An 18,825-nucleotide genomic window follows, 5' to 3' on the forward strand; every position below is an offset into this window, starting at 1 on the left:
GTGGGGCTTAAGCGCCTGCGCCGAAGACGTCGATGGAGTCGCTGCCTTCACGGAGCGTCACGTAGGCGCGCTTGGTGGACTTACGCTGACCGAAGCCGGTGCGGGTGCGCTTACGCTTGCCTGCACGGTTCACGGTGTTCACGGAAGCAACCTTCACGCCGAAGATCTGCTCGACGGCATCTTTAATCTGGGTCTTGTTGGAGTCCGTGGAGACGTAGAACGTGTAGACGTTCTGCTCCATCAGGCCGTAGGACTTCTCGGACACAACCGGTGCGATGATGACGTCGCGCGGGTTAGCGAGCTTAGCCATTACTTCTCCTCCTTAGCTTCCTCGGCGGCGCCGGTAGCGCGCTCGACGAAGGTGTGCAGAGCCTCAACGGAGAACACAACGTCGTCCGAGTAGAGGACGTCGTAGGTGTTCAGCTGGCCGGCATCCAGGATCTGGACGTTCGGCAGGTTGTTGGCGCTGCGGCGAGCATTGATGTCCTCGCGGCCGATGACCAGAAGAACATTCTTGCGGTCGGTGAGGCGCTCGATGAAAGCCTTGGCCTGCTTGGTGGACGGGGTCTGGCCCGGGACGAGCTCCTCGATGACGTGGATGCGCTCGTTGCGTGCACGGTCAGACAGTGCGCCGTAGAGAGCAGCCTTGATCATGCGCTTCGGGGTGCGCTGGGAGTAGTCGCGCGGAACCGGGCCATGCACGGTGCCACCGCCGGTGTAGTGCGGCGCACGGATGGAGCCCTGGCGGGCGCGGCCGGTGCCCTTCTGGCGGAACGGCTTGCGACCACCACCGCGGACCTCGCCGCGAGTCTTGGTCTTGTGGGTACCCTGACGAGCGGCAGCGAGCTGTGCGTTGACAACCTGGTGCATCAGAGCAATGGATGCCTCGGTGTCAAAGAGCTCGGCCGGCAACTCAACGGTGCCGTTGGTCTTACCGTCAGCGGTCTGGACGTCTAGCTTGAGGTTGCTCATGCGTGTGCACCGCCCTTCACTGCGGTCTTAACGGTGACGAGGCCACCGCGCGCACCCGGGATAGCACCCTTGATGAGCAGCAGGTTGGACTCGGCATCAATCTTCTGAATCTTCAGGTTCTGGGTGGTCACGCGGTCCTGGCCCATGCGGCCAGCCATGCGCTTACCCTTGAAGACGCGGCCCGGGAACGAAGCGCCACCAATGCCACCAACGCGGCGGTGGGCAGCCTGGTTACCGTGGGCAGCGCCCTGGCCTGCGAAGCCGTGGCGCTTCATGGCGCCAGCGTAGCCGTGACCCTTGGTGGTACCGGTGACGTCAACGAAGGTAACGCCCTCGAAGATGTCCACCTTGACCTCCTGGCCGACCTCGTATGCGGAGGTATCGTCCATGCGGATCTCAGCGACGTAACGGCGCGGGGTCACGCCAGCCTTCTTGAAGTGACCGGTTGCAGGCTTGTTGACCTTGCGCGGGTCCTTCTCGCCGAAGGCAATCTGGATGGCGTTGTAGCCATCGGTTTCTACAGTACGGATCTGGGTAACCACGCACGGGCCAGCCTCGACGACAGTCACCGGCACAACGCGGTTCTCCTCGTCGAAGACCTGGGTCATGCCGAGCTTGGTGCCCAGAATTCCCTTGATCTCGTTTTCACTCATTGTTTGTTCTCCACCAAATACGTTGTGTCGATCGCTTACTGGATATTCACGTCGACGCTTGCCGGAAGGTCGATGCGCATAAGGGCGTCAACGGTCTTCGGGGTCGGGTCGAGAATGTCGATGAGGCGCTTGTGAGTGCGCATCTCGAAGTGCTCGCGAGAGTCCTTGTACTTGTGCGGAGAACGAATAACGGCGTATACGTTCTTCTCGGTTGGGAGCGGCACCGGGCCGACAACACGAGCACCCGTACGGGTAACGGTCTCGACGATCTTCTTAGCAGAAGCGTCGATGGCCTCGTGGTCGTAGGCCTTCAGCCGAATGCGGATTTTTTGTCCCGCCACGCTTATCCTCTTCCTCGCTTCCCCACTTTCACATTCCCGGCCTATCCGGGGCGTGAAGCGGTGGGAAATTGCTTCTCGATTTCTCTATAACGTTGTCCGGGCTGGAAGCCATGGCTCAACGCCAGTTGTCTGACTGTCATGACGACCACGAGAGTGACTTAAGGCAAAAGCCCAGAGTGCAGTGCTCGTGACGGGGTACAAGACCCGTAGTCAAAGTAAATAGGAAGAAGACTGGGGCGTTAGATCTTAAAGATCCGCAACCAAAGTCTTATTCATATACTGCCGCTGTTTATTTGCCATGCCCCTTCTCCGGTCCATCTTCTCGGGATTGTCTCTGCTCAAGCGCGGACCTAGCCCGATCGGATGACCTTCGCGTGTAGTCCTAGAAGAACTCCACAACAAAGGTGTCATGTTCGCTTTACCAGCAACAACGCCCTACAAGCATCAGCCTGCGGCTACGTCGCTGTGTTAAAGCAACCCCTGTATTTAAGCACGTAACCTCGCGTTTTCCAAACTCCTGCAGAAACAGTGGGTAACATCACGTTTTGGCCAAGGATTGACTCTCCGCCGCCCCGCGTTCCGCGTTCGCGGTTAAGCTCGTGACGTAGATACAGACCTTAATCAACTACACAGTGAGAGGGATCCATCATGGCTGAGAACACCACACCCAAGGACGTCGCCGAGCAGACTGCACCGGCTAACGACGCCACCCCGGCCCCTGCCCCGGAGCGCAACAAGAACCTGGAGACCGATTTTGGCACCACCCGCATCGATGATGTCGTTGTGTCCAAGATCGCCGGCATCGCCGCCCGCGAGGTCTCCGGCGTCGCCGCGCTCGGCGGCGGTGGCGCCCGCATGATGGGCTCCATCCGTGAATCCTTCGGTGCTTCCGAGGACGTACGCCAGGGCGTGAGCGTCGAGGTGAACAACGGCACCGCCTCCATTGATATCGCCATCATCGCCGAGTATGGCGTGGCCATCCACGAGCTCGCCGAGGCTATCCGCCGCAACATCATGAACGCGGTCGAGCGCATGACCGGCCTGTCCGTGGACCGTGTCGATGTCGTCGTCCACGACGTCAAGCTGCCGCGCGAAGAAGACGAGTCCGCCGAAACGGCCCCGGCAGTTACCCAGGGCCAGGCATAACGTGACCTCTGCCGAGCTCACCCTCCCCATTGCCACGTCCATAGCGGAGTCGGTGACGGATCTGAGGGGCGTCGCCAAGCTTTCGCCCGGCCGGTTCGGGGAGGTCGCGCTGCTCTTCCCCGGTGAGCGCGTGCACGGCATCCGCCGCCCCAGCCCGCAGGATGACACGCACCTGGAGCTGCACATCGTCGTTGATGTCAGCGCTGGCGTTCCCCTCGCCGAGCTTGGCGACGCCACCCGCACCACCGTCTGCGCCACCTGGCCCGCGGTGCGCCGCGTGGACGTTGTCTTCGACGACGCGGTCTAAAAGGAACCGACCCACAGAACTAAAGGAAAACCATGAAGAATTACACCTCCCTCGGCGTGATCGCCGGCTTGGTTCTGGCCTTTTTCATCTACCTCGGCGTGTGGTACGTCGCGCTCGCGGTGCTGCTCGCCGCAGTCGGTGGCGTGATTGGCGCGCATTTCGACGGCCGCATCGACCTCACTGCGGTATGGAAGGGCGTGGTCGGCCAGGATAGAGGCCGAGGCTAGTGAGCACCGCCAAACACGGCCGCACCCGCTTTTCTCTGCGCGCGATGGAGAAGGTTATTAACGCCGCCATTGCGAGCGTGCCGGGAACCGCGGCTGTCGACGCCAAACTAGCTGGCCTGGCCGGCCGCGCCTTTCCGCGCGTGATGGCGCAGATGGATCCGGATACGCAGATGGTCGCTGTCGACGTCGATATTGCCGTCTACTGGCCCTCCCCCGTCACCGACGTTGCGGCAGCCGTTCGCACGGCGATACGTGAGGCCGTGCGTGATTTCACCGGTTTCCGGACCACCCGCGTCAACGTCACCGTGGGTGGCGCCGTGGCAGGCGAACGCACGACTGCCTTGGCGGTCGAGACACGGGCGCCGCTGCAGGCGCAGATCCCCGCGATTGTGCCGGAGCGTGTCCTAAAGCCCATCACCACCGCGAACGGCGCGCCCGTGCGCCACATTACGGCCCCACGCGAGGCTACGGTACGTGCTGTGGCGGCACCGGAGGGACCGCGGGTGCGGGGTGTTGCCGCGCCATCCGAGGTTGCGGTTCGCACGGAAGGTTTCGGCCCTTCAGAGCAGCGCTACGACGAGCTGCGGCCAATCGTTACGGCAGCGCCGCGGCCGCTGCGCGTTATTGCTGACCCCGCGCCCGTCAACGTTCGTTCGGTGGCGTCGCCCCAGGAATTCGCGTTGCGCCGCATCACTACTCCCCGCCCGGTCCAGCCGCGGCACGTGGACGTTCCACAGGCACCAGCGCTGCGCTCCCCGCACGCCGAGCCGCTCCAGCTGCGCCCGATTGAGATTCGGCCCTCGGCCCAGTTCACACGCCGGGTAGACGTCCCGCGCCCGGCGCCGCTGCGCGCCATCACGATCAACGATAGGAGGCCATTATGAGTGAGAGCTCCCTGCCCGTTGGCTTTGGTCAACGCCCGAAGGCCTCCCCGCCGGCGCGCGGCTGGACCATCATCCTGGGCGTCGTCCTGCTCGTCGCCGCCGTGGTCGTGGGGCGTGAGGCCTGGGTCGTGGGTGCCGATGAGGGCGCTGCGTCGTGGTTGCAGCCGTTCATCGATGTGATGTCCTCCCCGGAGATCCACGGGTGGATGCTGGTGGCCGGCGGTGCGGCCATCCTCATCGGACTGATTTTGTTGTGGGCGGCGTGTGCGCCGCGGAAGACGACGCACGTGCGGATTGGCTCCGAGGATGCGTCGATGTGGTTGCGCGCGGTGGACATTGCGCGGGTGGCGTCGGCAACGGCGCGTCGGGTGCCAGGAACTACGGCAGCGCGCAGTAGGGCGCGGATCTCTAAGGACCAAGCGCGCATTACGGTGACTGCGACGGGCGATGCCGACGACGCGCAGCTTAAAGAGCGCGTGACTGAGGCGGTGACCGCAGCACTCGCGGCTATTACCCCGACTCCGGACATCACCGTGGTGCTTGAGGATGAACAGGAGGAGATCGCTAATGTCTAAGGCGCTCGCCGGCGTGGACCGTACGATCCTTGCCATTGTGGGAGTCCTTCTCATTGCTCTGGGCGCGTGGCCGATTCTCATTCACTTCAACGTGTCCTTTGCCACCTACCTGGCAACGTGGGTTGACCACGACACATGGGCGGGCTTACCGGAGCAGGGCTGGTGGCCCTATGCGCTGGGCTTGGCGACGATTGTCTGCGCCCTAGCCGGTCTGTGGCTTGTGATCAGCAACCTGCGGCACCATCGGTTTAGCTCGGTCTCTTCGGAACAATCGAATGAGGAGGGCGCGATTAAAACTGAGATGTCCGCTATTGCAGGCGCGGTGGCGGATACCCTCGCTGAGGTTGAGGGCGTGGAGAAGGTCTCGCGGCTCGTCGCCTACGACCGCTCGCGGCCGACTCTGCAGTACGAGGTCCTGGCAGATCCCGATACCCCGTTGCTGCGAATCAAGGACGCCATCGAAGTCAACGACCGAGACTTCCGTGCCGCGTTCCCTGACGTGGATGTGGATACGCGATACAAGGTCCACTTCACGAAGGTGCGCAACGCGGTCCTCTAGATACCACCTACCCTGCTCGCAAAACTATTCGTGAGCAGGGTTTTTCTTCTTCCGGTTGCGGGGCACTCGGTCCTGTTTTAGTCTCTGTGCCCATGGGGGATATCGACACCTACATCCGCCTCCGCAACTCGGGGATTGCGCTGGTGGAACACATACCTGGCACACCCGACGAGCTCCGCGCGCTCGGCGCCGACCCAGCCGACGCCACAGAACTTGCCGGTCTGCACCAGGTGTACTTCGGCCCCACCCGCTACACCGGCAAGCAAAAGAAAGCACGTGCAGCCGCCCTTGCCCAACGCCACAGCTTGGGCACCCTCACACTGATTGAAACCTATGTTTCAAAAGTAAAGAAGACCTTGGATGCGTGGAACCTCCGAGCAAAACTTGCCGCCACACCCGCACACCGCATCCCCACCGTTGCTACCGCACGGCTTAAAGAACTCAAGCGTAAAAGAACCGCCAAACCAGGTGTGCGCATCACCTACCGAGAGCAAGGCCCTAACACGCTCTCCATTACTGACGATGCCACCACGATTGCCAACATGCGCGCAGTCCTAGAATCCACCAACAACACCGACCTACTCAAAGCCGCCAACGACGTCTTCTTCAACCAAGCCACCGGTACTAAGCCAGCGGTGCGCACCCAAGTCATCGTCACCTTGAACGAGTTGGACCAAATCATCAACGGTGACGGGGACGAAATAGAGCTCAACCTCACCAACGGCGCGCGCATGACAGGCGCTGAATTCCTCACCCACAAGTTTGCCGAAATCGGTTACGCCACCATCGTGCACCCCATCGAAGGACCCATCAACACCTGGCGGCTAGAACGCGGAGCAAACTTCAACCAACGCCTCACCCTGCACGCGGAATTCCACACCTGCTCACGCCCTGGCTGCAATAAACCAGCCGACTACTGCCAAATCCATCACCTCATCCCTTGGCAGGCTGGTGGCTACACCAACATTAAGAACCTGACGTTTTTGTGCGCCTACCACAACGGTATTAACGACGATGACCCACAAAGGCCTACCAGGCGCGGCTACATGTACCGGCTCAACACCGGCGTGGCCTTCATCCCACCCTGGGGTACCCCGATAACCGCGATGCCGGAATACCAAGAAGCACTAGCCAGACTCAACGCCGAAAAAGCAACCACAGCGCCAGCCCAGCCACCGGACCGACCACCCGACAGCAGCTAACACCCCAACACCAAACGCAAAAGAGTAAAAGCGCCGGTAACCTGCAACAAAGGCGCTCCCGATAGAAGAACCCGTCAGACAAGGCCATGCTGACGGGCATATCGGCGATCCCAAGTTGCGCTTCACTCGACGCCGGATACAACAGGGGCAGCCACGGCAGGATCCTTAAGCCCTTAAAGAACGAGACCTGGCAACCACAGCCAGGGTGACAGGGAACTTGGCGAACCCACGCAACGATTCAAGCGTTAACCTCACAGTTCAGTGGGCACATCGGCGATCTAAAACGCGGAACAGCGTGCTAGCGGCTATCTGCTCGAGAAGTGCAGAAGACCTGGCGGGTTACGAGCGTCGTGAGGATTTCGGCGGGCTGAACAGGGCCTCGCTAGTAAGGCAAGGCGGACTCGTTCCAAGGCGCGGATTCAGCGAGAATGACCTCCTGGATACGCCCAAAGGTGTGCAGCGTGCCCCGTGAAAGGTGGACGCGAAGCGGTTCCCCGACTTCCCCGGCCTCGATGGTGTGCCACGAGAAGTCGGTACGGACAAGCTCCCGGTTCTTGCGCTCCACGATGTGGAGGCCATGGTCAAGGATGATGGTTTCGGAATCGGTACGGATGAACCACACTCGGTCCCCCACGCTGCGCCGCTTAAGACCGGTCAGGTTGCGATGGTCTTCTCGCAACCGCGTAACGGATTCAACGACACCAAACCGATGCTCGAAGCCTTCGGCATCGGCAATCACGAGCGGTCGTCCTGGCCCAACGGGCCGGAGGGCTGACACCGTCCACGCCACCGGCTGGCCACGCTGGCCCTCCTTGGATACCGGCCTTACCACCGCCACGGACGTCGCCTGTCGGCGCTGCTCCACACTGCGAGAGGCGGCAGCCGTAGGAGCTAGCGTCACGCGGTGTGTGGGCGTAACGACGAGCCAGAGGCCCTCGGTGACGAGATTGGCGTCGAGAGGCACAAGCGGGGGATGCACAGCCGCCATCGCCTCCAGCCGCGCGGTGAGTTCGTCGTCAGGCACGCCCCAGCCGTAGCCCTCCGCCGCCAACATGCCAAACAAGGTTCCCAGGGGAAGGTCCGGTTGGCCTTCCCACGCGGCGCGCAGTGCGGCGAGGGTGCGGTCAATGCGGGTTGGGTCGAACATAACTCTCAAGCCTAGTAGGCCCACGATCACCAAAGCCGCCCAACCCCATCAGGGATTGAGCGGCTCACAGACCTGCTAATCAGGAAGGGCCTTAAGCCCTAGCAAGAATTAGCCCAGGATCTTGGTAACGCGGCCAGCGCCGACGGTACGGGAGCCCTCACGGATAGCGAAGCGCAGGCCCTCGTCCATAGCGACCGGCTGGATGAGCTCTACGGACATCTCAACGTTGTCGCCCGGCATAACCATCTCGGTGCCCTCAGGCAGCTTGACGACGCCGGTAACGTCGGTGGTGCGGAAGTAGAACTGCGGACGGTAGTTGTCCATGAACGGGGTGTGGCGGCCGCCCTCTTCCTTCTTCAGGACGTAGACGGAACCCTCGAACTTGGTGTGCGGGGTGTAAGCGCCCGGCTTGATGCAAACCTGGCCACGCTCAACCTCTTCACGCTTGGTACCACGCAGAAGCAGACCACAGTTGTCGCCAGCCTCGGTGTAGTCCATCATCTTGCGGAACATCTCGATACCGGTAACGGTGGTGGACATCGACTTCTCCTTGATGCCGATGATCTCGATGTCCTCGTTGACGTTCAGGGAGCCACGCTCAACACGGCCGGTAACAACGGTACCGCGGCCGGTAATGGTGAAGATGTCCTCGATCGGCATCAGGAACGGCTTGTCCAGCTCGCGGACCGGATCCGGGATGGAGTCATCGCAAGCCTGCATCAGGTCGATAACAGACTGTACCCACTTCTCGTCGCCCTCAAGAGCCTTCAGAGCGGAAATGTGAACGATCGGAGCTTCCTCATCGTAGTCCTGCTCAGCGAGCAGCTCACGGATCTCCATCTCGACGAGCTCGATGATTTCCTCATCGTCAACCATGTCACACTTGTTCAGTGCAACGAGGATGTACGGAACGCCAACCTGGCGAGCCAGCAGAACGTGCTCGCGGGTCTGCGGCATCGGGCCATCGGTTGCAGCAACAACCAGGATAGCGCCGTCCATCTGAGCAGCACCGGTAATCATGTTCTTGATGTAGTCGGCGTGGCCCGGGGCGTCCACGTGTGCGTAGTGGCGCTTCGGGGTGGAGTACTCAACGTGGGAGATGTTGATGGTAATACCGCGCTCCTTCTCCTCAGGAGCCTTATCGATCATGTCGAAGGCGAAAGCGGTGTTCTCCTCCGGGTAAGCGTCAGCCAGAACCTTGGTGATCGCTGCGGTGGTGGTGGTCTTGCCGTGGTCGACGTGTCCGATGGTGCCGATGTTCACATGCGGCTTCGTACGCTCGAACTTCTCCTTTGCCACTGTTTGTCCTCCTGGACTCTATGGCGGCTACGTATTTCGCAGCCACGTGGTTTGTATTGCCATTGGCACTTCGAGCCGAAGCTCATAAGCGCTAATGACGCTTTCTTACGTGCCAGTTACACGATCCTAGATTTATGCCGCAGTTTTTTCAAACTGCCTAAATAGGAGGTAACCCCGCCCAACACGTGCGGACGTTGACCCTCGACAAGAATCAAATTAACGGATCCTGGGAGGGTAACGGCCGGCTCAACCCACATCAAGCGTGTGCGCTCAGCCGACCGCTACCCCAAGGCGCGGAACTGGTCTTCCACTGGCGAAGACTACCAGCCCCGCATGTACGCCTTTGCGGCAGGGGCCTAAAAGTTAGGCCTTGGCGCCGGTGCGCTCCTCGATGATCTCCTGTGCCACGGAGGACGGAACCTCAGCGTAGGAGTCGAAGACCATGGTGAAGTTTGCACGGCCAGCGGTGGAAGAACGCAGGTCACCGATGTAGCCGAACATCTCGGACAGCGGAACCTTAGCCTTGACGACCTTGGCGCCGGAGCGGTCTTCCATAGCGAAGACCTGGCCACGACGGGAGGAGATGTCACCGTTGACGGTACCCATGTACTCCTCCGGGGTCACAACCTCAACGGCCATGATCGGCTCCAGCAGAACCGGCTTAGCCTTAGCGACGGCCTCCTTAAGGACCTGGGAGCCGGCGAGCTTGAAGGCCATCTCAGAGGAGTCAACGTCGTGGTAAGCGCCATCCTCGAGGGTGGCCTTGATGTTCACCAGCGGGAAGCCAGCGACGAAGCCGTACTGCATGGCGTCCTGGATACCAGCGTCGACGGACGGGATGTACTCCTTCGGAACGCGGCCACCGGTGACGGAGTTCTCGAACTTGTAGGTTGCGGACTCGCCCTCTTCCAGCTCTTCCGACTCCGGGTTGTACGGCTCGATGGTAACGATGACCTTTGCGAACTGGCCAGAACCACCGGTCTGCTTCTTGTGGGTGTATTCCAGGGACTCGACCTTCTTGCGGATGGTCTCGCGGTAAGCAACCTGCGGGTTACCGATGTTGGCCTCAACCTTGAACTCGCGCTTCATGCGGTCAACCAGAACGTCGAGGTGCAACTCGCCCATACCGCCGATAACGGTCTGGCCGGACTCCTCGTCGAGGTGAACGGTGAAGGTCGGGTCCTCTTCAGCGAGCTTCTGGATAGCGGTACCCAGCTTCTCCTGGTCAGCCTTGGTCTTCGGCTCAATAGCAACCTGGATAACCGGATCCGGGAAGTCCATGGACTCAAGGATGATCGGGTTGTCCGGGTTACACAGGGTGTCACCGGTGGTGGTTTCCTTCAGGCCGATGAACGCGTAGATGTTACCGGCGTCGGCGTGCTCGACCGGGTTCTCCTTGTTCGCGTGCATCTGGAAGAGCTTGCCCACGCGCTCCTTCTTGTTCTTGGTGGAGTTGAGCATCTGCTCGCCCGGGATAGCCTGGCCGGAGTAGACACGCACGTAGGTGAGCTTGCCGAAGAACGGGTGCACGGCAATCTTGAAGGCCAGTGCGGAGAACGGCTCCTGGACGGAAGGCTTACGAGTCAGGGTCTCCTCACCGTCGAGGGAGGTGCCGTTGACCTCGCCGATGTCCAGCGGGTTCGGGAGGTAGTCAACAATAGCGTCGAGCAGCGGCTGGACACCCTTGTTGCGGTAAGCGGTACCGCAGAGGACCGGGTAGATCTCGGAGCTCACGGTCAGCTTGCGGATAGCGCCCTTGATTTCCTCAATGGTCAGCTCTTCGCCGCCGAAGTACTTCTCCATGAGCTCTTCGTCGGACTCAGCGACGGTCTCGAGCAGCTTCTCGCGGTACTCTTCAGCCTTCTCCTGCAACTCGGCAGGGATCTCCTCGATAGTGGCTTCGGTTCCGGTTTCTACCTTGCCGCGCCAGGTCAGCGCCTTCATGTTGATCAGGTCGACGACGCCATCGAAGTCATCTTCAGCACCGATCGGCAGCTGCATGACCAACGGCTTAGCGCCGAGGCGATCAATGATGGTCTGGACGGTGAAGTAGAAGTCCGCGCCCATCTTGTCCATCTTGTTGACGAAGCAGATACGAGGGACGTCGTACTTAGCAGCCTGGCGCCACACCTGCTCGGACTGCGGCTCCACACCTTCCTTGCCGTCGAAGACAGCAACAGCGCCGTCGAGAACACGCAGGGAGCGCTCAACCTCAACGGTGAAGTCCACGTGGCCCGGGGTGTCAATGATGTTGATCTGGTTGTTGTTCCAGAAACAGGTCACAGCAGCGGACGTAATGGTGATGCCGCGCTCCTTCTCCTGCTCCATCCAGTCAGTGGTGGCGCCACCATCGTGGGTCTCACCGACCTTGCGGTTAATACCGGTGTAGAAGAGGATGCGCTCGGTGGTAGTGGTCTTACCCGCATCGATGTGCGCCATGATGCCGATGTTGCGGACCTTGTTCAGATCCTTAAGCACTTCTTGTGCCACAGTTAATACCCCAACTTAATTGTCGTCGACGCCGACGCCAGTTATGCACTGACGAAACATAGGTGACGTCTTCATGGATAGGTCTTGGTCTATTTTGCCACGTCTGGGCTTCTACGTCAGCGTGAGACGTGGAGCCCACGCCATAAAAATGGCCCGAACAACGCTATTCAAGTTTAGGTTCCGCACTGTTTAGCGTGGAGCGCTCCGCCAAGGGGAGCGAGAACACGCAGTGTCAGCGCAGGTAAACGATAATATCGCTGTTCGAGCCATGATGCCATGTGGCGGGTTATACCGGAGGGATTACCAGCGGTAGTGAGCGAAGGCGCGGTTAGCCTCAGCCATCTTGTGAGTATCCTCACGGCGCTTCACGGAAGCACCCAGGCCGTTGGATGCATCGAGGATCTCGTTTGCGAGACGCTCGATCATGGAGTTCTCACGACGCTGACGGGTAAAGGTAACCAGCCAACGCAGAGCCAGGGTGTTGGCACGTGCCGGCTTAACCTCAACCGGAACCTGGTAGGTAGCGCCGCCCACACGACGGGAGCGAACCTCGAGGTCCGGGCGAATGTTGCCCAGGGCCTTCTCCAGGGTGCCGACCGGGTCGGTACCGGTCTTCTCACGGCAGACCTCGAGAGCGCCGTACACAATGCGCTCAGCGGTGGACTTCTTGCCGTCACGCAGGATCTTGTTCACGAGCATGGTGACCTGCTCGGAGTTGTAAACCGGGTCCTTAACTACAGGACGCTTCGGTGCAGCATTCTTACGCATTGTTGATTACTGTCCCTTCTTTGCGCCGTAGCGGGAACGAGCCTGCTTACGGTCCTTCACGCCCTGGGTATCCAGTGCGCCGCGGATAATCTTGTAGCGAACACCCGGGAGGTCCTTCACACGACCACCGCGGACGAGCACCATGGAGTGCTCCTGCAGGTTGTGGCCCTCGCCCGGAATGTAGGCGGAAACCTCGATACCGGAGGTCAGGCGCACACGGGCAACCTTACGCAGAGCCGAGTTCGGCTTCTTCGGGGTGGTGGTGTACACGCGGGTGCACACGCCACGGCGCTGCGGGGAGCCCTTCAGGGCGGCCGTAGCAACCTTGGCCTTCTTGTCGTGGCGGCCCTTGCGGACCAGCTGCTGAATAGTTGGCATAAATCTAGTCTTTCTCTATGACTTCGGCTTGAACTGACCGCTTTCACACGTCCAAACATGCAAAAATAGGGGCTCTTCTCCGGGGCCCTTCCGCATGTCCAGAACGAATCTCTCCCAGCGGATGGTTGAGATACCGATCAGACTTTTCATCTCCTATAAAGATGAAACCTTGGACAGACTACCACCACCCCACTGATCTGCCCAAATCTCACGTGCCCGTACTTCCCAATGGTTAGTGACCGGCGTACACAGCACGGCCCGGCTGGCCACGCCAGTGGCGCCACGCAATGCTGCCCACAAGGACCCACTAGAGAGTTAGCTCCACTCCCACGTCAGGTCCGCCTCCACCGCGCGCTCGGCGAAGTGCTCTTTTTCCTGCCGCTCCCAGGTTTCAAACCACTCTTCATAGCCAGGGTCGCGCTCCAGGGCGCGCTCGCGGCGCTTCTCGCGTGGCCCGTCGATACGCACCGTCACCACGGAGCCGCGCTCTTTGGCGGCGGCCACGGTGGCCTCGGTGACAGAACCAACTCCTTCGACGATCAGATCATCGCGCTCATCCAGGCTCGCCCAGTCCTTCGGCGCGTTGGCATCCCAGTCCCAGCGCCAATAGCCCGGGTTATTCTCCCGCAGCACTTGCTCTGAAACCATCTCTGAACCCTCTTGCAGCCCATGCCAGCCGGGGTAGAACTCGTCAAGGTGGACTACCCGCCACCCGGTACGCTCAGCCAGCGCTGCAGAAGCCCAGGTCTTGCCGGCGCCCGAGGGGCCGTCGATAAGCACGGTGACTGGGCGCATCGGGCGCTTGCGCGACGCGGCGAGCGCCACCACATCGGCCAAGAGCCGATCCATCTCGGCGGCGTGCGTCTGGGCAGTGTCCTTACCGCTGTCCTGGTCGGCCGTGCGGTCCGCGTCCTGCATGTATTTCTTCACCACTTCTGGGTACGTCTAGCGTGCAGCTTTGAGAGAGTCGTCCTAGAGTCCGAAGAATCTCCAGGACCCACTGAGAACCGAAACTACCACCGGAAGCGCCGCAAGGCCCGTTCCCACCACCATCACCAGCCAGTCTCTGCTGGCAAGGCGGGACGGCCGCGCCCATGTGCGTTGCCCACCGCCCGGTGGGGTTCGCCCGAAACCGCGCGCCTCCATCGCCGTGGCCAGCTTGCCCCCGCGCCGCAGGGCTAGCACCAAGAGCCCGAAGGACATGGTGATGAGGTGCTTGATGCGGCCCTCGTCGGTCAGCCCACGCGCGCGCCGCGCCATGGCCAGGTACTGCCAATCGGATTTGAACAACGTCATCATGCGCACCCCGGCCACCGCACCGATGACGAAGCGGGAAGGTAGCTTGAGGATCTGGGAGAGGGCGTCGCCCAGCTCCGTCGGGTCAATATCCCGCGCCAGCACCACCATGGGCAGCGCTACCGCCAGCACGCGCATTGTGATGGCGATGGCCAGCTCCATCGAGTTATCCGTGACAGTAATCAGCCACCAGCTGAAGTACTCCCGCCCGCCCGGCGCGCCGTAGAGCAGCATCGAGATGCCAGACAATGGGGCGATAAGGAAAAGGAACCAGCCAGCTTTAAACAGGCGCGGCCACGACACCCCGCACAGGGGCGCAAAAACTGAAGTCATGGCCAACGACACTGCCGCAGAGACCCAATCCACGGAGAGCAACAGCGGGCTCACCCACACGAACATGAGGAAAATCCGGGTCAGCGGGTTCACGCCGTGCAGTAAACCTGCACGGCCAGCACGTTCGACGCGACCAGCGTCGTCCGCGTTCGCCGACGACGTAGTTGTCTCAGCCACGGCTCACCTCCACTCGGTGGTCACCCAGGGCGGAAATGAACAACGGATCATGAGTCACCGACGCAATCGTCGTCCCCTCATCCGCCATGCGCCGCAGCAACCACACCAACTCGGTGAAGGTGTGGGGGTCTTGGCCGAAGGTGGGTTCGTCGAGAAGCAGCACCTCCGGCGCCGTGACCAACGCAGTGGCCACCGACAACCGGCGCTTCTCCCCACCGGAGAGCGTAAACGGGTTGGCGTTGAGCAAATGCCCCAGGCGTAGTGCCTCCACGAGTTCCGCGATGCGCCCCTCCGGCACCTCGCGGTGCATGACACGGGGTGCCACGCGCAGCTCCTCCGCCACCGTACGGGCGACGAATTGGTGCTCGGGGTTCTGGAAGACGAAGCCAATGCGGTCCGCCAATTCCCGGGACTTCCACGTCAACGGCGAGCCTTTCAGGCCTCGGCGCACGTACTCTGCCACACCAATCTCCCCGGCCACTGCTGGAAGCAACCCCGCCACCGTCATCAGCCACGTGGTCTTGCCCGCACCATTCGGCCCGGTAATCACCGTGGACATCCCCCGGGGCAGCGCGTAGCTGCGCGGCGGCCCGAAACGGGTGACCAGGTCCGTGCTCCACAGCGCCGCCGATTCGGGTGCTCTTCCAGTGCTGCTTGGCGACGTCCCGCCAGCATCCCGCGCCCGCGGCAAACCGCTGATAGAGCGCGAAGCAACAACAGCCTCCACGGGACCGTCGGCGACGATGCGCCCATCCTTCAGCTCAATCGCACGGTCAAGCACACCCCTCCACGCCGCGTGCTGGTGTTCCACCACGATAAGGGTGGCCCCGGTGCGCTCCACCATGGTGGACACGGCCTCAATAACCTCGCGCGCGCCCTCCGGGTCGAGGTTCGCCGTCGGCTCATCGAGCAACACCATGCCCGCGCCCATGGCAATCACACCGGCTAAGGCCAAGCGTTGCTTCTGCCCTCCGGAGAGACGCTCCGTGGGAAACGACAAATCGACGTACGGCCCCACCATCTCCAGCGCCGCCGACACCCGCTGCCAGATCTCCTCGCGCGGGTAGGCCAAGTTCTCACAACCAAAGGCAACGTCATCGCCCACACGCGCGGCAATCACCTGGGAGTCCGGGTCCTGCAGCACCAGGCCCACCGGAATCGTGCGGCCAGGCGGCTCACTATGACCAGAGGCATCCTCAAGAAGAATCTCCCCCACCCGGGTGCCCTCGTCATCGCCACCCAACACGCCCGCAATGGCCGCCAGCAGCGTGGACTTCCCGGACCCGGAATCACCGCACAGCAGAACCTTCTCCCCTGGCTCAATAACCAAGTCAATATCCGCCAGCGCCGGCGCACGCCTCCCCGCATGCGTCCAGCCATAGCCGCGCGCGACAAGCTTCGTCGCGCCCGCGGACATCCCTTCTACGGAACCCACATCAGCCATCAGAATCAGCCACCAGCCACCATGCAACAGCCATTACTTCAGCTACCAGTCAATGCTCAGCATCAACAATCAACAAGCACCCACAGCAAGCAACGCACAACAAGCAACGTTTGCTTAAGCACTGCGCTGCTCTCGGCCGACCGCGAAGCGGTCCAGCGCACCGGTCTTCGCCAGCGCATTGACCACGATGTAGCCCACGGCTCCCGCCAGAATGGCGCCAGAAATGCTCAGAGTAACCAAGTAGATGATGTTGAACTGCAGGGTCTTGCCCAGGTTTCCGGAGGTAAACAGCTCCAGCACAAACGCGCCCCAGCCAGCTGCCATGCCGCCGAGCATCGCAATGCCCAGGCTAAAGCGGCGGTAGAGGAAGATAGCCAGCACAATCTCCACACCAATGCCCTGCGCGATGCCGGAGTACAACGTACTAATACCCCACTGGGAGCCCAGCACCGCCGACACGATGGCCGCCAGCAGCTCCACGTAAAGCGCTGCGCCCGGCTTGCGGATAATCAAACCGCCAACGACTCCACCAAGAAGCCAAATGCCGGTGGCAATACCACCCAACCCCGGTGTCAGCGCATCCATGGCTTGGAACCAGGCATAGCCCACCGTGTTCCACGCCAGGAACACGATTCCACACGCCACACCCAGCACGGAGGCCACCACGATGTCGACGACGCGCCAATTCAAACTGCGCGGCGCAGCAGCGCCATTCGCAGTTGCGCCATTAACAGATCCACCATGAGATACAGAGTTCATGATTCCTCCCTTTCGCCGGCATTATCCGGATCAGGTTCGACGGTTCGCCGCTGCACTGCGGCATCTCAGCCTCCTCCGGAACATCCATGCACAGCCTCAAAGGCAGAACACAGTGTGAACGAGGAAGCACCCGTGACGATGTTTAATTTGTTGTTTTATGTACAGCCGCCAGCACTAATAAGAACCGGCTCAGCACGCTCAAAAGCACTGACAGCTTAGCAAGCCGGACTATTAAGAGCACACTGCAGCCCCACTACTCCCCCATGCCACCAGCACTCCATCAAGCCAGTGCACAACATTTCGCCGGCCAAAAGCATCAGTAGACTGGAGTGACAGTCAATCACAAAGGAGCTCGCCCCTCTATGCCCTCAATCAAAGTCATCTTCAAAGCAATCGGCATACCTCTTGTGTGCATCGTTGCCCCCGCCGCCGGTGTCTGGGTAATCCGCTCCATCAACTCCAGGCGCTTTGCTGCACCCAAGCCGCCAGCAGGTGGCGATGATCGCATTCTCAAAGAAGATGGAGTTTCAAGAATTGACGGCCGCTACATGAAGGGCTTCCACCTCACGCCGCTAGCCACCGGACAGGAACAACAATCTGCACAGGCCCGCCCAGGCACCGTCATCGTATTTGGCGGCTCGGACGGCGGTGCCAACGTGGAACAGGCACGAATGCTCCGTGATGCCGGGTACGATGTGCTCGCCTTGTACTTCTTTGGTAAGCCCGGGCAAAAGGAATTCATCGACGAGGTCCCACTCGAGTTCTTTGACGAGGTCCTCGCCTACGCTGAGGAGCACGGCAACGGCAGCAGACCGCTGACTGTTATCGGTACGTCCAAGGGCGCGGAGCTTACTGGCAATCTCGCCGCCCGCTACCCGCAGATCGACAACATCGTTCTCTACACGCCTGCGCACCACACTTACGGCAGTCTGACTTACCAGCGCGGCAGCGGCTCCACGAGTAGTTTCTCCTGGCACGGTGAGCCCGTTCCTTTTGCGAAATTACAAGGAAAAGAAATGGGCAAGGTTATGCTCCGCTTCGCGCTTGGCCTGCCCGTGTCCTACCGCGCCGGCTATGAGGCCGACGCTGCTGCAGCTAGCCCCGAGTCCGCCATCAACCTGAGCAACTTCCAAGGCAACGGCCTTCTGTTCGCCGGCGCCGAGGACGCCATGTGGCAAGGCGACGTAGCCGCGGAAGCTCTGGCCGCACAAAACGAGAACCTTGAGCCCCACATCTACGAAGGCGCCGGCCACCTCTTTCACGAGAGCATCGACGAACTCATCGGCCCCTCCTGGGAAACAATGATGGGCGGCACAATCGCAGCCAACCGCGAGGCAAAGGTGGATTCCGACCGCATCCTGCTTGAACACCTCAAACAGTGGCACGCGCATTAGAACACAAACCCAGCAGGACAATGACAGCCGAGACAGACGAAGACTAAAGGCGACTTCAACAGAACACGATGCCGAGTCACGTCAAAAACATAAAGATGTACCCCGCCGCGTCCTCTGACCTACGCGACGGGGTACTTGCACACCGGCAAAGAAGCCAGTGGCCATGAGCCTCCACACGCGCAGCTTAAGGAAAGGAAAAGCTTCGGTGGAGACCCAAGACTTAATGAAATAACTAAATGTATTTCGGGAATATCAAGTAAACAAAAGTACCAAACAAATACAAGCAAGTTGAGAACTAGGGCTTGCTACCGGAGTCTTATGCCCCGGCAGCAATGCCCTACTCCATCAACTCTCAGGTTGGGTGGGAGGTTAACGCTCCTCCCTTAGCGGTGTTGTTAGAGGAAACACATCCTACGGTTCTCCTAGTTGGAGGAACCCTCGCCGGCACCCGGTGCACAAGCATCAGCCAACAGG

The 18,825-nt window shown here is 60.9% G+C and carries 21 protein-coding genes and 1 riboswitch; of the genes, 8 read left to right on the top strand and 13 right to left on the bottom strand.

From position 1 onward, the window contains the following. Positions 1-7: 7 nt before the first annotated feature. From rplW to rpsJ, 4 genes are read right to left on the bottom strand one after another with little or no spacing between them, the layout of a single operon-like run. Entirely contained in the window at positions 8-310 is a 303-nt protein-coding gene (rplW, locus tag HMPREF2635_RS06290) for a 50S ribosomal protein L23 (protein ID WP_046648478.1), read from the bottom strand. Continuing rightward, positions 310-972, bottom strand: coding sequence for a 50S ribosomal protein L4 (rplD, locus tag HMPREF2635_RS06295; RefSeq protein WP_010189650.1), 663 nt, complete (start codon positions 970-972; stop codon positions 310-312). The genes rplW and rplD overlap by 1 nt, the downstream gene beginning before the upstream one ends. Then, positions 969-1,625 carry a 50S ribosomal protein L3 gene (rplC, locus tag HMPREF2635_RS06300; protein ID WP_046648479.1) on the bottom strand — a complete coding sequence of 219 codons (657 nt, stop codon included), beginning with the start codon at positions 1,623-1,625 and terminating at the stop codon, positions 969-971. Before rplC ends, rplD begins: the two co-directional genes overlap by 4 nt. Positions 1,626-1,660: 35 nt before the next feature. Next, positions 1,661-1,966 carry a 30S ribosomal protein S10 gene (rpsJ, locus tag HMPREF2635_RS06305; protein WP_003848085.1) on the bottom strand — a complete coding sequence of 102 codons (306 nt, stop codon included), beginning with the start codon at positions 1,964-1,966 and terminating at the stop codon, positions 1,661-1,663. A gap of 648 nt (positions 1,967-2,614) precedes the next feature. Here rpsJ and HMPREF2635_RS06310 point away from each other — a divergent pair. The 7 genes from HMPREF2635_RS06310 to HMPREF2635_RS06340 all read left to right on the top strand — a co-directional run bounded on the left by HMPREF2635_RS06310 (position 2,615) and on the right by HMPREF2635_RS06340 (position 6,866). Continuing rightward, complete coding sequence (locus HMPREF2635_RS06310) at positions 2,615-3,112, top strand: Asp23/Gls24 family envelope stress response protein (protein WP_046648480.1); 498 nt, start codon at positions 2,615-2,617, stop codon at positions 3,110-3,112. 1 nt (position 3,113) lies between these two features. Further along, entirely contained in the window at positions 3,114-3,419 is a 306-nt protein-coding gene (locus HMPREF2635_RS06315; RefSeq protein ID WP_070821421.1) for a hypothetical protein, read from the top strand. Positions 3,420-3,451: 32 nt separating this feature from the next. Then, positions 3,452-3,646, top strand: a complete 195-nt coding sequence (locus HMPREF2635_RS06320; protein WP_010189668.1) for a hypothetical protein — start codon at positions 3,452-3,454, stop codon at positions 3,644-3,646. Then, positions 3,646-4,530 (top strand): Asp23/Gls24 family envelope stress response protein, encoded by an 885-nt coding sequence (locus HMPREF2635_RS06325; RefSeq protein ID WP_246818668.1) that lies wholly within the window; start codon positions 3,646-3,648, stop codon positions 4,528-4,530. The genes HMPREF2635_RS06320 and HMPREF2635_RS06325 overlap by 1 nt, the downstream gene beginning before the upstream one ends. Beyond that, positions 4,527-5,105 (top strand): DUF6286 domain-containing protein, encoded by a 579-nt coding sequence (locus HMPREF2635_RS06330; protein WP_046648483.1) that lies wholly within the window; start codon positions 4,527-4,529, stop codon positions 5,103-5,105. The genes HMPREF2635_RS06325 and HMPREF2635_RS06330 overlap by 4 nt, the downstream gene beginning before the upstream one ends. Beyond that, entirely contained in the window at positions 5,098-5,664 is a 567-nt protein-coding gene (locus HMPREF2635_RS06335) for an Asp23/Gls24 family envelope stress response protein (protein WP_070821422.1), read from the top strand. The genes HMPREF2635_RS06330 and HMPREF2635_RS06335 overlap by 8 nt, the downstream gene beginning before the upstream one ends. 92 nt (positions 5,665-5,756) lie before the next feature. Further along, positions 5,757-6,866: an HNH endonuclease signature motif containing protein gene (locus HMPREF2635_RS06340; RefSeq protein WP_070821423.1), complete on the top strand. Its 1,110-nt coding sequence runs from the start codon at positions 5,757-5,759 to the stop codon at positions 6,864-6,866. A gap of 382 nt (positions 6,867-7,248) precedes the next feature. Here HMPREF2635_RS06340 and HMPREF2635_RS06345 read toward each other — a convergent pair whose 3' ends face one another. The 9 genes from HMPREF2635_RS06345 to HMPREF2635_RS06385 all read right to left on the bottom strand — a co-directional run bounded on the left by HMPREF2635_RS06345 (position 7,249) and on the right by HMPREF2635_RS06385 (position 16,957). Continuing rightward, positions 7,249-8,013, bottom strand: coding sequence for a hypothetical protein (locus HMPREF2635_RS06345; RefSeq protein WP_070821424.1), 765 nt, complete (start codon positions 8,011-8,013; stop codon positions 7,249-7,251). A 108-nt stretch (positions 8,014-8,121) separates the two neighbouring features. After that, the gene (tuf, locus tag HMPREF2635_RS06350; protein ID WP_046648489.1) at positions 8,122-9,312 is read right to left on the bottom strand and encodes an elongation factor Tu; all 1,191 of its coding nucleotides are present in this window, start codon (positions 9,310-9,312) and stop codon (positions 8,122-8,124) included. Positions 9,313-9,675: 363 nt separating this feature from the next. Next, complete coding sequence (gene fusA, locus HMPREF2635_RS06355; protein ID WP_070821425.1) at positions 9,676-11,802, bottom strand: elongation factor G; 2,127 nt, start codon at positions 11,800-11,802, stop codon at positions 9,676-9,678. Positions 11,803-12,102: 300 nt separating this feature from the next. Further along, the gene (gene rpsG / locus HMPREF2635_RS06360) at positions 12,103-12,570 is read right to left on the bottom strand and encodes a 30S ribosomal protein S7 (RefSeq protein WP_046648491.1); all 468 of its coding nucleotides are present in this window, start codon (positions 12,568-12,570) and stop codon (positions 12,103-12,105) included. 6 nt (positions 12,571-12,576) lie between these two features. Next, entirely contained in the window at positions 12,577-12,948 is a 372-nt protein-coding gene (gene rpsL, locus HMPREF2635_RS06365; RefSeq protein WP_005286791.1) for a 30S ribosomal protein S12, read from the bottom strand. Between the two features lie 315 nt (positions 12,949-13,263). After that, positions 13,264-13,866, bottom strand: coding sequence for a nucleoside/nucleotide kinase family protein (locus HMPREF2635_RS06370; RefSeq protein WP_070821426.1), 603 nt, complete (start codon positions 13,864-13,866; stop codon positions 13,264-13,266). Between the two features lie 54 nt (positions 13,867-13,920). Continuing rightward, the gene (locus HMPREF2635_RS06375) at positions 13,921-14,643 is read right to left on the bottom strand and encodes an energy-coupling factor transporter transmembrane component T family protein (protein WP_070821430.1); all 723 of its coding nucleotides are present in this window, start codon (positions 14,641-14,643) and stop codon (positions 13,921-13,923) included. A gap of 103 nt (positions 14,644-14,746) precedes the next feature. Beyond that, positions 14,747-16,171 carry an ABC transporter ATP-binding protein gene (locus tag HMPREF2635_RS06380; RefSeq protein WP_371326315.1) on the bottom strand — a complete coding sequence of 475 codons (1,425 nt, stop codon included), beginning with the start codon at positions 16,169-16,171 and terminating at the stop codon, positions 14,747-14,749. A gap of 141 nt (positions 16,172-16,312) precedes the next feature. Continuing rightward, on the bottom strand, positions 16,313-16,957 hold the full coding sequence (locus HMPREF2635_RS06385; protein ID WP_070821431.1) for an ECF transporter S component: 645 nt from the start codon (positions 16,955-16,957) through the stop codon (positions 16,313-16,315). Beyond that, positions 16,946-17,101: riboswitch (TPP riboswitch) on the bottom strand. (Overlaps the previous gene by 12 nt.) A 218-nt stretch (positions 17,102-17,319) precedes the next feature. On the opposite strand from HMPREF2635_RS06385, the gene HMPREF2635_RS06390 reads away from it, so the two are divergent. Continuing rightward, on the top strand, positions 17,320-18,351 hold the full coding sequence (locus HMPREF2635_RS06390) for an acyl-CoA thioester hydrolase/BAAT C-terminal domain-containing protein (protein ID WP_246819153.1): 1,032 nt from the start codon (positions 17,320-17,322) through the stop codon (positions 18,349-18,351). Positions 18,352-18,825 lie beyond the last annotated feature (474 nt).

Source organism: Corynebacterium sp. HMSC035E02 (assembly GCF_001836065.1).
GTDB lineage: Bacteria > Actinomycetota > Actinomycetes > Mycobacteriales > Mycobacteriaceae > Corynebacterium > Corynebacterium hiratae.